The organism is Streptomyces pristinaespiralis (genome assembly GCF_001278075.1).
In the GTDB taxonomy this organism is placed as follows: Bacteria; Actinomycetota; Actinomycetes; order Streptomycetales; family Streptomycetaceae; genus Streptomyces; species Streptomyces pristinaespiralis.
Genome location: NZ_CP011340.1, coordinates 8,474,060 through 8,489,145, shown reverse-complemented (window position 1 = coordinate 8,489,145; position 15,086 = coordinate 8,474,060). Strand labels below are relative to the sequence as shown.

The window sequence follows — 15,086 nt, the reverse complement described above, 5'->3', positions numbered from 1 at the left end:
ACGGGTCATCCCCTTCGGTGCGGGCGGGGCGGGGAGTGGGGCAGCCGGGTGTGGATGTGTGCCGCGTGCAGGAGGGGGTCGAAGGGTTCCCAGCAGGCCAGGGCGAGGTCGGCGGCGCCGGGGACGGCGGCATGTGCCGGACAGCGCTGGGTGCGCCAGCGCAGCTGTTCGCCGTAGGAGAGGTGGCTAAGGTCGTAGATGGCCATCAGGGCATCATGCAGGGCAAGTTGGCCGTGCCGGGCGGTGGTGGGCAGCAGTTTCCACATCCCGGCCGGGCCGACGGAGGCGAGGACGGGGTTAGGACAGCGGTGACGGTGGCGGGTCTGGGCCACGCAGCGCAGGTCCTCGAGCCGCTGGTGGGTGAGGTAGCGGCACAGCAGCAGCTGGACGACGGGGCGGTCCGGTCCGCCAGTCGGGGAGACGGGCTGCGGGGTGGTGGGTGGGGCGGAGGTGAGAACCCCGGTGTCGATGAGGCGGCGGGTGCGAACGGCGAGTTGGCGGCGGATCACCTCGAGGCGGGGGCCAGCCTGGCAGGTCGGGGTGCGGTGGGGGCAGAGCACGGCATGCGGGATGCGGCACCAGGCGCTGTTGTCACCGTGCGGGTAGGCGATGCCGCCGCTGAGGTGCCAGCGGCAGGATTCGGGGACGTCGGCGGTGGCCAGTTCGGCGGGGTGCAAGGCGATGGGCCGCTGGTCGGGACGCTGGTAGAGGTCGATACGGTGGCCGCAGTGGCGGCAGCGGCCGGTCTGTCCGGCGCGCAGCAGGCGGCTGGGGCTGGTGGTGGTCACCCGGAGCGGGCGGGGGCGGTGGGTGGCGCGGGAGCTGCCGTCCCAGTGGCGGTCGTCGGGGGCGGGCGTGGGGCACATGGCCCGGACCGTGCCAGGCGACACGCAGGCGTGAGCAACGTGTCGCAGGTATGTCCCACGGCCGGCCCAACGAGCCCGCACACATGAGCGTTACTGCGGATGACTGTTCCATGCCTGATTGCCCGATCGGGTGATTCACGGCGTGGTGCGCACCGGGACGGAGCGAGAGTTCAGGAAGTGGCCGTGCCGGGCGGGGTGTGGTCGTCGCACAGGGCGCCCAGGAAGCGCTCGATGGGCACGTCGAAGGTGTGGGCGAGGGTGTGCCAGGTGGTGACACTGCCGGTGGTGCGGCCGTGTTCAAGGTCGATGAGGGTGCGCCGGGCAAGCCCGCTGCGGTCGGCGAGTTCGTCGAAGGTCCAACCGCGTTCGGCCCGCAGGCGCGCGAGCACGACGCGCAGCGCAGTGAGGTCGGGGTCTGGCGGCAAGATCGTCACCCGACAATCCGACGGTGCAGACCCCTGCCCCGTCAGTGCAGGTTTCTGCACTTTCGCCGGAGCGGGGAAACGGCGAATCCATGGTGCGGGAATCTGCACTACAGTGCGTCCGTCTCGGGGGCCTGTCAGGGTGCCCACCGCCAAGACAGTCAGACGGACGGGAGGACGACCAGCCCATGAGGTTCGGTGACGCACATGCTGCAGTGCGGCGTATCTGGACAGTGGAGCTGCGCCCGCAGGCGGACGGCCCTGCACTCGTCTGCCCCTCGTGTACCGCCCGCACCTTTCCCCTGCAGGCATCCTCCGCGCGGTCAGCCGCCCTGGCCCATCTGGCCTGCCATGTCCGCGCGAGCGCGCTGCCGGCACATCTGCGCAGTTGCCAGTGCCGGGTGCGGGGCTGCGTCTGGCATCCGCGCCATCGCGGCTGTGCTGGGCGGGTACTGCTGGCCCTGACCCGCGACCTCAGCGGCCGCACCTGGCGGCTGGTCGACGCGTGCGCGGCCTGTGCGGCGGCGACCAGCCACACCGCCGTGGTACCCGACACTCTGCTTAGCCCTCGCCGATCGGCCGCATCAGCCCCCGTCCTGCAGCGAGTCCACGGAGATGAGCCGCAACGGGTACGGGAGATGCTCACCCACCTCGCCTCCACACTCGGCTGCGTCACCTCTCCCGCCGCCCGGCTGCTGGCCCTGCAATGCGCCCTGCGCGCCGACAGGCACGGCTGCGCCCGGCTGCCGGCCGGCCTGCTGCGCGGCATGCGCCTGCACCGGCACACCGAGGCGTGGCAGGAACTGGCACAGGACCGCTGGCTCGACCTGCCCGATCCCCGGGCAGCACCGTTGCAGGTGCGGCTGCTGGACGGCGCACTGAACCAGGCCCCGTGCCGCAGCGCCCGCCGGCGCGCCGCCCACTGGGCCCTCAAGCCTGCTCCGCTCATCGTTCCGGCAGCGGCAAAACCCGCAGACCGCCTGGCCGCGCTGGTCCTGGCCGCCCACACCACCGCGGCCGGCCCCGTAGCTGACATGGCCGTCGTGGCCCGTCTGTGCGGGCACTCCCCCCAGCAGACCGAAGCGCTGCTCGACCGGCTGGTCGCCGGCCGCACCCTGGCAACCTGGCACCATCAGCGCGATACCGGCGAGGTGCACTGGCAGCCAGCTCCCCTTCACCGGCCCGTCTCCGGCTCCAGGGGGCCGTCTACGCACTGACCGCCGCCTGGTTCAATCTGCCTGCCGTCTCTCAGTCATGCGGCGGAGAAGAACGCAGGTGACTTCCGTACTATCGCCGTGAATGACTGTGCGGCAGTAACTGCTCCTGGTCACACGGCACCAGGCAGAAGAGCACACGCGTTGGATTTCGCATACGCCACGAGCATCGTGCTCGCTGGCCCGCAGCGCCCGGAAGGGGTGTGAGCAGCATGTCCGAAACCACTGCCGAAAGCACCGAGTTGACCTCGCAGTACAGCGCGCAGGTGGCCGGTGACCTTGAAAGCAACCTCAAGGAGCAAGAACGCCTCTGCAGTGAGATCGAAGCACTGCAGGCACAGTTGACTGCCCGACGGCACGACCACACCGTTCTAGTGAACATTCAGCAGGCCCTCGGCGTCCCCGCGACGACCGTTGCGCCTGAACCCGTCGCGACGGTGCCGGCCGCCCGCAAGAAGGCAGCAGGCGCATCGGGCACGGCCAAGAAGTCCCCCGCGGCCGGGAAGCGAACCGGCAAGAAGGCCGGCAAGCCAGCGGCCGCGCCGTCAGCATCACCCACGCTTGTCGACCTCGTGCGCGAACACCTGGCCGACCAGAGCGAACCGCGCTCCGCTGCCGAGATCACCACCGTACTGGGCCAGCAACACCCCAAGCGCGCCATCAAGACAACCGTCGTGCGCACCACGCTCGAAGGGCTCGTGGCGAGGAACCAGGCCCAGCGCACCAAACAGGGCGCCTCCGTCTTTTACACAGCGTCCGACGCGACGCAGCCACCCGCCGCCCAGACCGAAAGCCAGGCCCAACCGGCCAACTCCTGAGCCGGTCCATCGATGCTAATCCCCCTGCCGCCTGCCCCCTCTACGCTGCGGGCGCCTGCACTCGAAAGCAAGAGATGAGGCCGAAATGATGTCTGCGCCTGCGCTTCGGTCGACTTCATCCGGGGGTGGGCGCGGACGGAAGCCTTGAGCCTGCCGCATCATGTCCGCCGAACCCCTCGCACGGACGCAGGCAGCGAAAGCACCGCAGAGCCCCGGCCGTTCGGCTGCTGTCCCAGGCTGTGCGCGAGCGCCTGTGCATCGATTTCGATCTTCGTAAATCGGGCCAGGGGGTCTCTCGGCCGAGACACCAGGCTTACTTCGTGGATCTGTCCCTCGCTAATGACTGGGCGCGGGTAGGCAAGAACGCATTGGCCGTCCATATGAGGACAGCTGCGACGCCCGCATGCGTTGCAGGTGCCTTCTGGGGAGTGACGGACGGTGAGTTCGCACTGGGTGTCGAGCATATGCTCACATTCATCGAGGTCCTTCCCGCACAGGGAGCACAGCCGTATCGCGGTGTAGCCGACGGACAGGCCCGATCTGCGGTGCATTAAAGACTGAGGGCAGGTGTCCCAGTAGCTGTCCTCGCTGTACTCGATGTGGCAGCCGAAGATTCCTCCGACCAGGGCAGCGACGTGATGCGCATGCTGATGCGCCTGGCGGGGGCCGCATCGTGTCGCGGAGGGCCAGGTCTGCGCGGTCACTACGGGTTGCTGGCTGTCGGCTCAGCATCCTGTGTCCAGCGCGTGTCCCACTTGGCCCAGGCAGCCGTTGCTTGTTCGCCCTGGGGCCCGATGTGCCGGAGGACCTCCAGTTGGCGGGTCCCCAGGACGGAACCCGAGATCTGGTTGTTACTGGCTGCGGCAGTGAGAAGCTGCTGCAAGTCGTCTTCCGTCAAGCTGGGAGAGAGGGCGTTTACCCACTTCAGGACGGCCTCGCCGCCCTCGTAGGAGCTGGCGTCGGCAACCAGTTCGATGAGAGGCGGGATGAGTCGTCGGTCAGGGACATCGCCCAGAAATGGCGTGAGCTGCGCGAAGTGCATCTGACGGGAAACGAGAGGAATCGCTTCGCTGAGCCGATCGAGCAGCATGCGGTCCACGGGAGCGGCGGGGAGGGCTCCGTTGTACAGCTGGTGAACGATGACCAACTGGTTGGCCGGCACGTTCTTGAGGAGTTCCTCGATGCGCGCGCGGGTGCCTGCGTGAAGGAGTTCCCAGACACCGGGCACGTAGCAGAGCCCAGCCACCAGGGCTATTAGGCCTTCGTCGTCCAACTCATTCTGCTTGCGCTCCAGAACGGAGCGCGCACGCTCCTCGAACTCTCCAGGAGCGATCTTCTGCAGCTCTCGAGCCGTGCGGGTGTGGTTCCACCGCCAAGTGCTGTCCTTCTCCTGGTTGAAGGTCTCCTTGCACACCACTTTGATCAGGTTTGCCCGTAGCTGCGGCGTCCCGTGGTCCATGTAACTGGCGCGCAGGTGGTCAGCAAGGCGGCTGTCGTCCCGGGGGAACGATGCGGATGCGATGTCGCGACCGAATCGTTCCAGCGCTTTCCTCCCTGTTACCGCCTGATGCGACAGCACTGCGTCCACGGCGGCCCTCAGGTGGGCCCGCACCGACTCGGCCGTGGGGTTGAACAGATCATCACTGTCAGGGATGAAGGCCGGGTGTGCGCAGAGATGCCGGTCCTCGTACAGACGAAGGAGCTGGTCCCGCTCGTGCGAGCCGATGAGCTGGAGGTCTTGGTGGGCTTTGGTCAGCAACTCCCGCTCGAACTTCTGCAACTCGTTGATCTTGTTGTCTTTGATGGCTGCGTCGAGCTTGTCGCGGTGTGCCTTCGCGTTCGCGTCCCCCTCGTCGGCGAGGAAGCGAAGCTTTTCGATGAGATCCGCTGCGACGGCGATCCAGATGGCGATGAGTGCCGAGCGGTAGGCACCGCCGCTGTAGGCAGCGATGGCCTCGTCGATGTAGCGGCGCGATTTAGCCGATCTCACCTGGTTTCTGATATCTTCCAGTGCGCGCACGCCCACCCCTTCAGTAAGTTTCTGCTGTGATCAGGTTAAGGACGTGGGCGGCGGACCATCAGCCGATATCGATCGTCCAAGCCGGATGCTCACCCCGGGACGTCCATCCTCGAGGCGGGTGGCATGACTGTCTGCGATCGTCTGACCGGCAGTCACAAGATCGACGGAACTTCCACCATGAACTTGGTGCCCTGGGCACGCTGGGCGGCGGCGCACTCTTCGGCCGGCCAGGAGCCGCGGGGGGCCTCCGGCGGGGAACCGCTCCAGGACGGTTCGGGCCTGAGCGGTGGTGGCGGCCATCAGAAGTCGCCGTCGTCCACGCGTTCGTGGATGTCGATGAGGTGGGCGATGGCGTCGGGGTTGTCCGCTAGGCCGACCCTCTGCCCGAGCGTGGTGAAGACGGGATCTGGTCCGCGGTCGGGGGCGAAGATGACGCAGTAGTCGCCATACCTGTCGAGCACCGTGTCCCGCAGGACCGGACTTCAAGGGCGTCGAGAGTGAGCCGGGCGTTCTCGCCAGGTGCCGGCGGCTGGAGCAGGGTGCCGGTCGCGCGCAGCAGGTCGCGTGGCTGTATGCCGGTCAGCAGCTCGTGGGTTATCCGGGGGTCGCCGCTGGTGCAGGTGATGACCGCGTCGGGGGCGTCCTTGGCGACGGTCTCGACGTCGGCGGGTCGGACGATCAGATCGAAGGTTGCGGTGCCGTGCGGGCCGGGGGCGGGGATGGCGTCGACTCAGCCGTCGACGGCGCAGTGCTGATGATGAACCGCGCCGTAGAAGCGGTCGAGAGCCTTGCGGCGTTCTTCGGCGTCCGGGGAGCGCAGCGCCCACAGCAGCGCCGGTACCTACTCGGCCGAGCCGTACGCGTGCTCCATCGACGCCCAGTCGATGTCATGAAGTCCGTCGAACATGACTCAGAACCATGCCAGGCGGCACTGACGAGGCCTGTGTGCTCACGTCCGCCCACGGCAGAGTACAGGCTCTGACACGAGGTAGCCATGTGTGCAGCCTCTACCACCAGGACGGCCGGAACGGCGTCCTCGGCTGTCCACTCCCCCTCGAACCAGACGTCCGTGCTTGGTGCGGGCCTTGGCGAGCCAGGCGCCGCTCTTGACGGTGTCTCCGTCGACGCGGATCGTCTCGCGGGCGGCAGGGATGCAGCCTTCGCGGTGCAGGAAGAGTTCCAGGAGCTGGACGGTCTCCTCGAAGGTACGGCGGGCGCGACGGACGGGGGTGAACGGGTTGGTGTCGGGGGTGAGGCCGAGGGCGGCCATCAGTTGCTGCTGGCCGGGGTGGAGGGTGGGCCAGGTGGTGAGCTGGCGGTGCAGCCAGGAGCCGATCTTCACCCCGGCCAAGAGGGTGGCGCAGGTGAGTGCGGCGGGGTCGGCGCCGGATTCGAGGTGGGCGCGCAGCAGGTGGTACTTGCGGTGCCAGTCCGCTCCGTGCAGGAGGCGCCAGTCGGTGCGGCGCGAAGCGGAAATGCGAGGAACTGCGGCTCAGCTCGCCGCTGCCACGCGTAGGGCCCTGCTGAGCAGGGCAGGGTTGCCCAGGCGGCGGCGCAGTTCCCTCTCCAGCCCGGCGACCGGCACCAGGTTCTGGGGGGCCCGGGCGTCTTTGTACTCGCAGCTGGCGTACCGCGGCAGTACCAGTTGCGAGAGGTTGGCCAACGCGATCGCCTCCGGGGTGGGGATGTCGGCGGCGCATTCCAGCCGTACTATTCCGGCCCACGGGGCCCCGGGCGTACACGGTAGGCGTAGGTACCAGGCGTGCCGGTCCCAGGAGGTGCCCATCAAGAACACCGGGGTGCGTTCGCCGGCGGCCAGGGCGCTGACCATCGCGTGCAGGTCGGGCGGCAGGTAGGCGGTGCGGTGGGATTTGATGAGCCCCAGCGCTCGCGGCAGATGGGTGCGGCCGCGCAGCGGACCGTCCACCACCAGCAGGTCCGAGCCGGCGGCGACGCCGTGGCTGGCCAGGGCAGTGCGGGCGTTGACGGCGACGAGAATTTCAAGGTCGCCGAGTCGGCGTTGCAGTGCCGCTGAGAGCAGCACTGCAAGGTTTTCTTCCTGGTCCTCAAAGGTGATGTTGGCCTGGTAGGTACCGGCCGTGGTGGGCACGTCGACGGCGTTGGTGGCGGTGGTGAACAGGCCGCGTCGGGATTCGATGGTCAGCAGGTGCGCGCCACGGTCGGGGCAGCAGCACACGGTGCCGGCCGCATAGGAGGCGCATAGTGCCATCTGGGCGTCGTCGGCGTGGTTGATGGCGCTTGGGGCCGGTTCGGCGGCCGGGGGCTGCTCGATCCAGATGCGGGCCTCGACGCGGCGTACGCCGTCGACGAACAGGACTGCGCCGGGGTCGGGCACGTGGGAGGTCGAGATGGGCTTCCAGTCGGCCGGGGCGAGTTCGAGGTCGGGGATGACTTTGGCGGTCGAGTCCCCGATGGTGTTCTCGGCGTTTTCGACGCTGGAGCCGTAGGTGGGGTCCCAGCCGTCGACATGGAATCGCATCCGGGCCGCATGTGCCGTGCTTGTCATGTGCCTTCCCGGGTGACGACGGAAGTGTGGGGGTCGCGGTGTACTTGAAAGCGGACCGGCACCCGTTCGGCGAGCCCGGTGACGTGGGTGATCACCCCGACCATCCGCTCCCCTTGGGCGAGATTCTCCAGGGTGTCGGCGACCATCTCGAGCGAGTCGGGATCAAGGGTGCCGAATCCTTCGTCGAGGAATATGGACTCGAGCTTCGTCGCGCCGCCCATGCCGGCCAGCTGGTCGGACAGGGCCAACGCCAGTGAAAGGCTGGCCTGGAAGGTTTCGCCGCCGGACAGGGTGCGAACCGAGCGTTGTGAGTCGGCGTCGGAGTGGTCGATGACGTAGAACTCGCCTTTGTGGTGGCTGAGGTCGAATCGGTCACCCGACAACCGGCGCAGCGACTGCGAGGCACCCGCGACCAGGATGTCGAGGGCTGAATCGGCCAGCCACTGCGGGAACTTGTTGGACCGCATCAGCCTGGCCAGCTCGGCGGCCACCTGTTGCTGGGTGCGGGCGCTGTCGATCTTGTCCTGTATGGCGGCGGCGTCGGCGAGGCTGCGCTGGATCATCTCTACCCGGCCCCGGGCCCGCTCGGCTGCGACCGCTACCACCCGGGGGGCCTGGGCGGCGCGCTCGGAGCCGTCGCCGAGGTCTTGGGGATCCAGGTCGTGGTCGCGCAGCAGACCCTCCAGTTGGCCCAGGAGTTGGTCGGCTTCGCTGTGTGCGGTGTGGGCGTCGGCTTGCGCGCGCAGGGTGTCCGCCTGCCGGTCGTCGGCCGCGCGGATGGCCCAGGCGGCCAGGCTGGCCCAGGCGGCGGCGAGGTCGTCGGTGTCCAGGCTCGGCGGTTTAAGGGCCGCCACCGCGTCCCGGGCAGCAGTCAGCTCGGACCAGGCGGTCGCGGTGCGAGCCTGCCACTGCTGCTGTTCGGCCTCCGCCGCCTTGAGTGCCTCGCGTGTCTGACTTGCCTCGGCTGTGGCGGTCTCCACGGCCGCTTCGAGGCGGTCGCATTCCTCCAACAGGCCCGGCAGTGCATCTGCGGGCGGCGCCTGGTCCAGCAGCGTCTGCAGTTCGCTCAGGCGGTCGGTCAGGGTGCTCTGCGCGTGGTCGGCGGCTGCGCTCTGCTGGACGGCGATGGTGTGGACGCTGTGGGCGGTGGCGTGTGCTTGCTCGGCTACTTCCAGCGTGGCGGTCGCGTCCTGGTGGGCCTGATGCGAGGTGGCGGCCTCGGCCTGGGCGGCTGAAAGGTCGTCTTCCACCGTGGACCTCTGGGCCTGGGCCCACGCTTGCAGGTCGGACCAGGCGGCGGTCACGTCATGGGTGTCGACGGCAGGCGGGTCGAGTTCGGCCAGGGCGCCCAGTTGCGTGTGGAGTCCGCTGCGGGTGCGATCGATCTCCCTTTGCAGCGTGGCGACGGCCGCAGTGGCGGAGGTGTGCGCGGCTTCGGCCTCCTGTACCGCGGCACGTGCCTGCTGCTCGGCGGCGACCAACTGGTCACGGGCTGCAGCGCGTTCGTCAAGATGGGCGCGGTCGGCGTCGCAGTCGCGTTCGGTGTCGGCAGGACGATCGGGCAACAGCGTGCCCAGCCGCTCATCGAGCAGGGTGCGCCGCTGGGTCAGGGTGTCCGCGGCGCGCTGCTTGGCGGCAACCGTCCTGGTGGCGGCCTGACGCTGGGAAAGCAGGTCACGGTGTTCGCGGACCGCAGCGTCACGCGCGGCCTGGGCGGCGGCCAGGGCCGGGTCGGACAGCGGCGGCGGGAGGATGGTGACGCTCTGCTCGCAGACCGGGCAGGCGTGGCCCACCTGGAGCTGAGGGCGTAGCTGGGCGGCACCGGCGAGGGTGCGGGCTTCCTCGAGGGCGGCCGTGGCCGCGTCGAGACGCACCTGCGCGCCGGTGACCGCACTGTCGGCCTGGGCGACTGCCTCCACGGCGTCATCCAGCTCGCTGGTGGCGTCGGTGAGGGAGCTGGTGACGTGGAGGAGCTGGTCGAGTACCTCGCGCGCCTCGGTGAGCCGGCTGCCGTCGCCGGCGGCGGTGAGCGCGGAAGCGGACTGGTTGTGCCGGTCGCGGGCCGCGGCCAGCTGGGTGGCGGCGGCGTCGGCCTGCCGTGCCAGAGCCGCTGCCCGGCTGGTCAGATCACTGGCACCGTCGGGGGTTCGGACGGGAGCCAGCATCTGTTGGCGACGCTGCAATGCCGCGTACGCCTGTTGTACCCGGTCGCGGCGGCCGCGGGTCTCCTCGGCGGTGCGGCGAGCCTTAGTGACGGCGTCTGCCAGCGCCCGTAGCCGCTCCTCGCTCTGCGCCAGCTCTTGGCGGGCACGCTGCGCAGCCGCGATGACTGCGTCGCGGCGCCCGGCCAAGCCGGCCTTCTCGGTGTAGCGGTCGCGGGCAATGTTGAGGACAGCGCGCTGCGGGCCGGATTGGGCAGCTTTGGTGGCGTCGGCCAGGGTCTGGGCAGCCGCGTCGGCGGCGTCGCGGGCCTTGTGGGCGGCTGTCTGGGCCTCCACGGCACGGCGCTGCAGCTCTCCGATGCCGTCCGGGGTGCGGAGGGGGGTGAGCCGGGCGAGTTCGGTGCGCAGAGTGGCGACACGTGCGTGGGCGTCGTCGGCGCGGGAGTGTGCCTCGGCGACGCGGGGCACGAGCTGGTCGACGGTGGCGGCCAGCTGTCCCAGTGCCGAGAGGCGTGCCTGGGCGTCGGCCTCGGCTTGCGGGGTAGCGTCGGCGTGCCGGCTCAGCTGGTCGGTGAGGACCGCGATCTCCTTGGCTGCTTCAGCCGCCTGGGCGCCGGCGCGTTTGCCGATGCCTTCGTAGTGGGCGGCTCCGAGCAGCTTGAGCAGGATCTGCTGCCGGTCGCGGGCGTTGGCGGACAGGAAGCGGGCGAAGTCGCCCTGGGGCAGGACGACGCACTGGCAGAAGTCGTCGAAGGACAGTCCGAGCAACTGCTCGATGGCGGCGTTGAGTTCCTTGATTTCTCCGGCCAGTACTTCCGGCTGTGGCCCGTCTGCGTCGGTGACGACCGCCGTGGGGTCGGCGAACTTCACCAGGCTGACGGTCTTTTGCTGGATCTGTTGGCCGACGCGGCGGACTTCGCGGGCGACTTGGTAGCGCTGGGATGCGACGTCGAAGGTGAGCGAGACCGTGCAGCGGTTGCTCGTGGGGGCGAGCGCGTAGGCGATGGCGTTGCTGCGGCCCCACCGGTAGGCCGAGCCGTACAGGGCGAAGGTGAGGGCATCGAGAACGGTGGACTTGCCTGACCCGGTGGGGCCGACGAGGGCGAAGTAGTCGGCGTTGGTGAAGTCGACCACGGTGGGAGCGCGGAAACCGGCGAAGCCGTTGAGCTCCAGGCGAACGGGGCGCATGTTGAGGGATTCCTTTAGCGGGTGTCAGGGCCGCTGGGTCAGGAGCGGGCGGTCGAGCGGGTCAGGTCGTCGTGCAGGTGGTTGAACAGGGCCGTGACCCGGTCGTCGCTGACGCCGACGCTGTGGCAGTAGTCGGAGAACAGTTGCGCAGGCGTCTTGGTCGGCTGGTGGGTGGCGATGCCCGCCGTGGCGCCGGTGCTCGCGTGGTCGGGGTGGATGCGGATTTCGAGGGCGTTGGGGAGGGCTTCCAGCAGGTCGTCGCGCATGCTGGCGTAGGCGGGCTGGGTGATCACGAGCCGGAGGTAGTCCTCGCCGTAGACGGCGGGGTCGGCGGTGAGCTGGGCGACGGTCCCCTCGATGGTGCGCAGCCTGCGGCCGGCAGTGACCGGGATGTCGGTGATCTTCGCGGGGGTGCCGGGAGAGGCTTCGACGAGGCAGACCACGTGGGTGTTGTTCTGCTCGCCGAAGTCGATCGCATAGGGGGATCCGCTGTAGTGCACCGGGCAGGCGGCCGGGATCGTCTGTCGGCGGTGCAGGTGGCCCAGGGCCACGTAGTGCGCTTCGACGGGGAAGATAGCGGCGGGCACGTGGTATTCCATGATCGATTGGGCTGCCCGCTCGCCGCCGCCGAAGACGCCGCCGGTGCACGTCAGGTGGGCCATGACGATGTTGACGGCGTCGGAGGTGAAAGCCCCTGTCAGGTTGTCCAGGACATCTCGGATGAGCTGGTCGTAGGCGCCGACGTTCTGGGACGGGGTGTTGGCGATGATCTCCGCGGCGCGGACGGCGTAGCGCTGGGAGAGAAACGGCAGAACGGCGACGTTGACGCGCTCGTCGGTGGACTTGGCGCGGAAGCTGTGCACGCCGCCCTTTGCGGCCGGGCGGGCCTGGCCATAGACGTGGATGCCGGCGATGTCCATCAGCGGCTTGTAGGCCTCGAGTGTGGCACCGTGGTCGTGGTTGCCGGCGATCAGGACGACCTCGATGTCCTGCTTGGCCAGTTGCAGCAGGGTGCGCACGACAAGCCTTTGGGCGTCCGCGGTGGGCGCGGCGTTCTCGTAGAGATCGCCAGCGATGAGGACAGCATCGACGTCGTTGCCGACGGCTATCTGGGTGATCTCACGCAGTACGCCTGCCTGCTCCTCGAGCCGGTTACGGCCCTTGAGGGTCTTGCCGACATGCCAGTCGGAGGTATGCAGAAACTTCACCGGGTCGGTCCTTTTCGGATGGCTGAAGCAGAGCAGCGGATTGCGTCAGGCGTGATCTGAAAGCGCGTCGGCGGACGTCAGAAGGGCGGCTCGTCGATGGCCCCATCGTCGGGGTCGTCGAACCACGAGTCGCTCTGGGTCTGGGGCAGCTTGCTGAACGGGTCCGGTCGCGCCGCACCACCGGCGTTCGAGTCAGCAGGCGAGGTGCCGGTAGTGAAGGTGGGGTCGGCGACCTCGGAGAGACGGGTGGCCCAAGCGGGGAAGGGGAATTCGACGGCCAGCGGCACCGGGATCTCGGGCTGGGAGACGAACATGGTGCCGGGCTTGGCGAGGGTGGCGCGCTGCCGCTGCGAGGTGGGCAGGAAGCCATACTCAGGGCGGCCGGCCTCGGCGGGATCGAGCCGGCCGACGATCTTGATCGAGGAGTTCGACACGATGCGCCGTTCCACCTCGGAGGCGGTCTGCTGAGCGCCAATGAGGATGATGCCGAGCGAGCGGCCGCGTTCGGCGATGTCGAGCAGGACGTCCTTGATCGGTGAGGAGCCCTCGCGGGGCGCGTACTTGTTCAGCTCGTCGATCATCGTGAACAGCAGCCCGCCCGGACCGGCTTGCTCCTTGCGGTCGGTCTCCGCGGCTAGCACGACACCCACAACGAAGCGTTGGGCCCGCTCCGGCAGGTTGTGCAGATCCACGACGGTGACCTGCTGCCCCGAGGTGTCGATGGAGTGCGTGACCGGACGGTCGGTGACCGTGCTCAGGTCGCCACGAAGCAGGGGGCCCAGCGGCCTTTGGGACGACCGCAGCCGCCGCACGAATGCGTTGACGGTACCCATTCCCACCGCCGGCCCCGCCCAGTGGGCGCGTGTGCCCTCGTCGGTGACCTTCTGGGAGATGAACTCGATCATCTCTGCCCAGGTGCGGATAGTGGTTCCGTCGATGGCGACCGCGCCGTCGTTCCCTGCGGCCTGGGCCTCGTGGCGCAGCCGGCTGGTGACCTGGTGCACGACGATCGTGTACTGGTTCTTCTCGTCTTCGACGTCGGCGAACACGTACGGGAGCAGTTCGCGTTGGCAGAACTCCGCGAGCGTCCACCAGAACGCGGTGACGCCACTGGTCCGGCCGGTGACGTGGGGGCGGCCGGTGGTATCACCAGGCAGCGGCGGCGCGTAGAAGCCGGCGGAGGCAAAGGGTCGAGCGGGCAGGCCGAGCCGCGCGTACGCGGCGCGTAGCGTCTCGTCGAGGCGGGTGTTGGGCTGGTCGACGAACAGCAGGTCCTCGCCCTTGACCGAGAAGATCAGGGCCTTGGCGTTGACCGCGCGGCCTCCCAGGGCACCCGAGGTGAACAGCGAGTGCAACAGGAACAGCGCGAAGCTGGTCTTGGTCGCCACCCCGGAGATGCCTGAGATCGACACGTGGGCGCCGCGGGTACCGTCGAGGAACTCGAGGTTGAGATAGATCGGTTCGCCGTCACGGCCGATGCCGGCGGGGATCCGCGCGTCCATCTTGTCGAAGTACAAGGCGGCGTCCCGGTCAGCACCCGCCGCCCGGATCGCGACTGCGCCGGGGCGTGGCGGGACGTAGCACTCGGGCTCGACGCGGGTGGTGGTGACCTCAGCGATCTCCTGCACGGTCGCCGGCAAGATCCCGTCCGCAATGAGGAACACATCCGAGCCGAACGCGGCGCCCTCGTGGCGGGCGACCACCTCCGTCACCACCCCTGAGGTGACGACCTCGCCGTAGCCGGGGATCTGCCGACGGGTGCTGACCACGTCGTCGAGCTGCAGATACGCATCTGGGGAAAGGGCGACGTGAAACTTCAACGGTGTGGAGTCCTCAGTGCCTGCAACCTTCCCGACCTCCTGCTCGACACCGCCACTGGGGGGCAGGCCTCCAGGCGGCTGCTGACTCGTCAGGGGCGCTGAACCGCGGCCTGAGGTAGTGCTTTCGACGCCCGGGGTTTCGGAGTCGGTGTCGGTCATCGGCGGTCCCTGTGCCTATCTCATCGTGCGGCGGGGCGGCCCTGGCGGCTGGCGGTGACACCGTACGCCGGGGCGCCGAAACTACTGGGCAGTTCCACAGATTGCCGGGACTCCAAAGACGCCCAGTCCCGACGGGCACAGGGGCGGCTTACCCTGCAGATGCGCAACCCGGGCAAGGCCGGTACCCGTCAGTCCCGCCCACCGGTCCCCCAGCTCTTGAGCTCGCAACCGGACGCGTGCCAGAGCTCGTTGGCTAACTTCCCCCGCTGGAGCGCTCCACCATCGACGCCGGACCACCCACGTGTTGGCCGAAGGCGCGTCGCTGATCGCCGACGGGTGATGTCGTGGTCGGTTTATCCGCGTCACAGGGCACAGGCGGATGGCGTCGGCGAGAAGCGGTCCCGCCCTGTTGTTCGTTCTCCCCGACCGCAGCATGGGTGGCCGGGCCGAAGTCGGCCTGCAGACGTACGGCCTGAACCGATCGTTCTGCCGAGCGCAGCCGAAGAGCAGGAAATTTTCGGCACACAGACATGCCAGATACATCCGCACCCCCGGCGTGCTGGGCCCGCACCACGAACGGCACAGGCGGTGAATAACCGCCTCAAGCACCCCACCCGCACGCGGTCTGCGCGCATCCTACACACGATCCCTTCACTATGCACACACATTTCGCAACCTCTCG

At 68.8% G+C, this 15,086-nt stretch carries 11 protein-coding genes; 2 read left to right on the top strand and 9 right to left on the bottom strand.

The window, feature by feature from the left end; all coding sequences use genetic code 11:
- Window positions 1-5 precede the first annotated feature (5 nt).
- Window positions 6-866 (bottom strand): DUF6083 domain-containing protein, encoded by an 861-nt coding sequence (locus SPRI_RS36280; protein ID WP_037775693.1) that lies wholly within the window; start codon window positions 864-866, stop codon window positions 6-8.
- 170 nt (window positions 867-1,036) lie between these two features.
- Window positions 1,037-1,300, bottom strand: coding sequence for a helix-turn-helix transcriptional regulator (locus tag SPRI_RS36275; protein ID WP_037775690.1), 264 nt, complete (start codon window positions 1,298-1,300; stop codon window positions 1,037-1,039).
- Window positions 1,301-1,926: 626 nt separating this feature from the next.
- On the opposite strand from SPRI_RS36275, the gene SPRI_RS39675 reads away from it, so the two are divergent.
- On the top strand, window positions 1,927-2,505 hold the full coding sequence (locus SPRI_RS39675) for a hypothetical protein (protein WP_234020486.1): 579 nt from the start codon (window positions 1,927-1,929) through the stop codon (window positions 2,503-2,505).
- Window positions 2,506-2,714: 209 nt separating this feature from the next.
- Window positions 2,715-3,320, top strand: coding sequence for a hypothetical protein (locus SPRI_RS36265; protein ID WP_037775686.1), 606 nt, complete (start codon window positions 2,715-2,717; stop codon window positions 3,318-3,320).
- A 703-nt stretch (window positions 3,321-4,023) separates the two neighbouring features.
- On the opposite strand, the gene SPRI_RS36260 is transcribed toward SPRI_RS36265, so the two are convergent.
- The 7 genes from SPRI_RS36260 to SPRI_RS36230 form a co-directional block, all read right to left on the bottom strand.
- On the bottom strand, window positions 4,024-5,340 hold the full coding sequence (locus SPRI_RS36260) for a hypothetical protein (protein ID WP_158685264.1): 1,317 nt from the start codon (window positions 5,338-5,340) through the stop codon (window positions 4,024-4,026).
- Window positions 5,341-5,639: 299 nt separating this feature from the next.
- Window positions 5,640-5,801 carry a hypothetical protein gene (locus tag SPRI_RS38680; protein WP_005322195.1) on the bottom strand — a complete coding sequence of 54 codons (162 nt, stop codon included), beginning with the start codon at window positions 5,799-5,801 and terminating at the stop codon, window positions 5,640-5,642.
- Between the two features lie 488 nt (window positions 5,802-6,289).
- Window positions 6,290-6,682 carry a hypothetical protein gene (locus SPRI_RS36250; protein ID WP_234020485.1) on the bottom strand — a complete coding sequence of 131 codons (393 nt, stop codon included), beginning with the start codon at window positions 6,680-6,682 and terminating at the stop codon, window positions 6,290-6,292.
- Window positions 6,683-6,832: 150 nt separating this feature from the next.
- Window positions 6,833-7,867 carry a hypothetical protein gene (locus tag SPRI_RS36245; protein ID WP_037775684.1) on the bottom strand — a complete coding sequence of 345 codons (1,035 nt, stop codon included), beginning with the start codon at window positions 7,865-7,867 and terminating at the stop codon, window positions 6,833-6,835.
- Window positions 7,864-11,217: an AAA family ATPase gene (locus SPRI_RS36240; RefSeq protein WP_005322191.1), complete on the bottom strand. Its 3,354-nt coding sequence runs from the start codon at window positions 11,215-11,217 to the stop codon at window positions 7,864-7,866. The genes SPRI_RS36245 and SPRI_RS36240 overlap by 4 nt, the downstream gene beginning before the upstream one ends.
- A gap of 38 nt (window positions 11,218-11,255) precedes the next feature.
- Window positions 11,256-12,425: an exonuclease SbcCD subunit D gene (locus SPRI_RS36235; protein WP_005322190.1), complete on the bottom strand. Its 1,170-nt coding sequence runs from the start codon at window positions 12,423-12,425 to the stop codon at window positions 11,256-11,258.
- Window positions 12,426-12,502: 77 nt separating this feature from the next.
- Window positions 12,503-14,404, bottom strand: coding sequence for an ATP-binding protein (locus SPRI_RS36230; RefSeq protein WP_199782735.1), 1,902 nt, complete (start codon window positions 14,402-14,404; stop codon window positions 12,503-12,505).
- Window positions 14,405-15,086 lie beyond the last annotated feature (682 nt).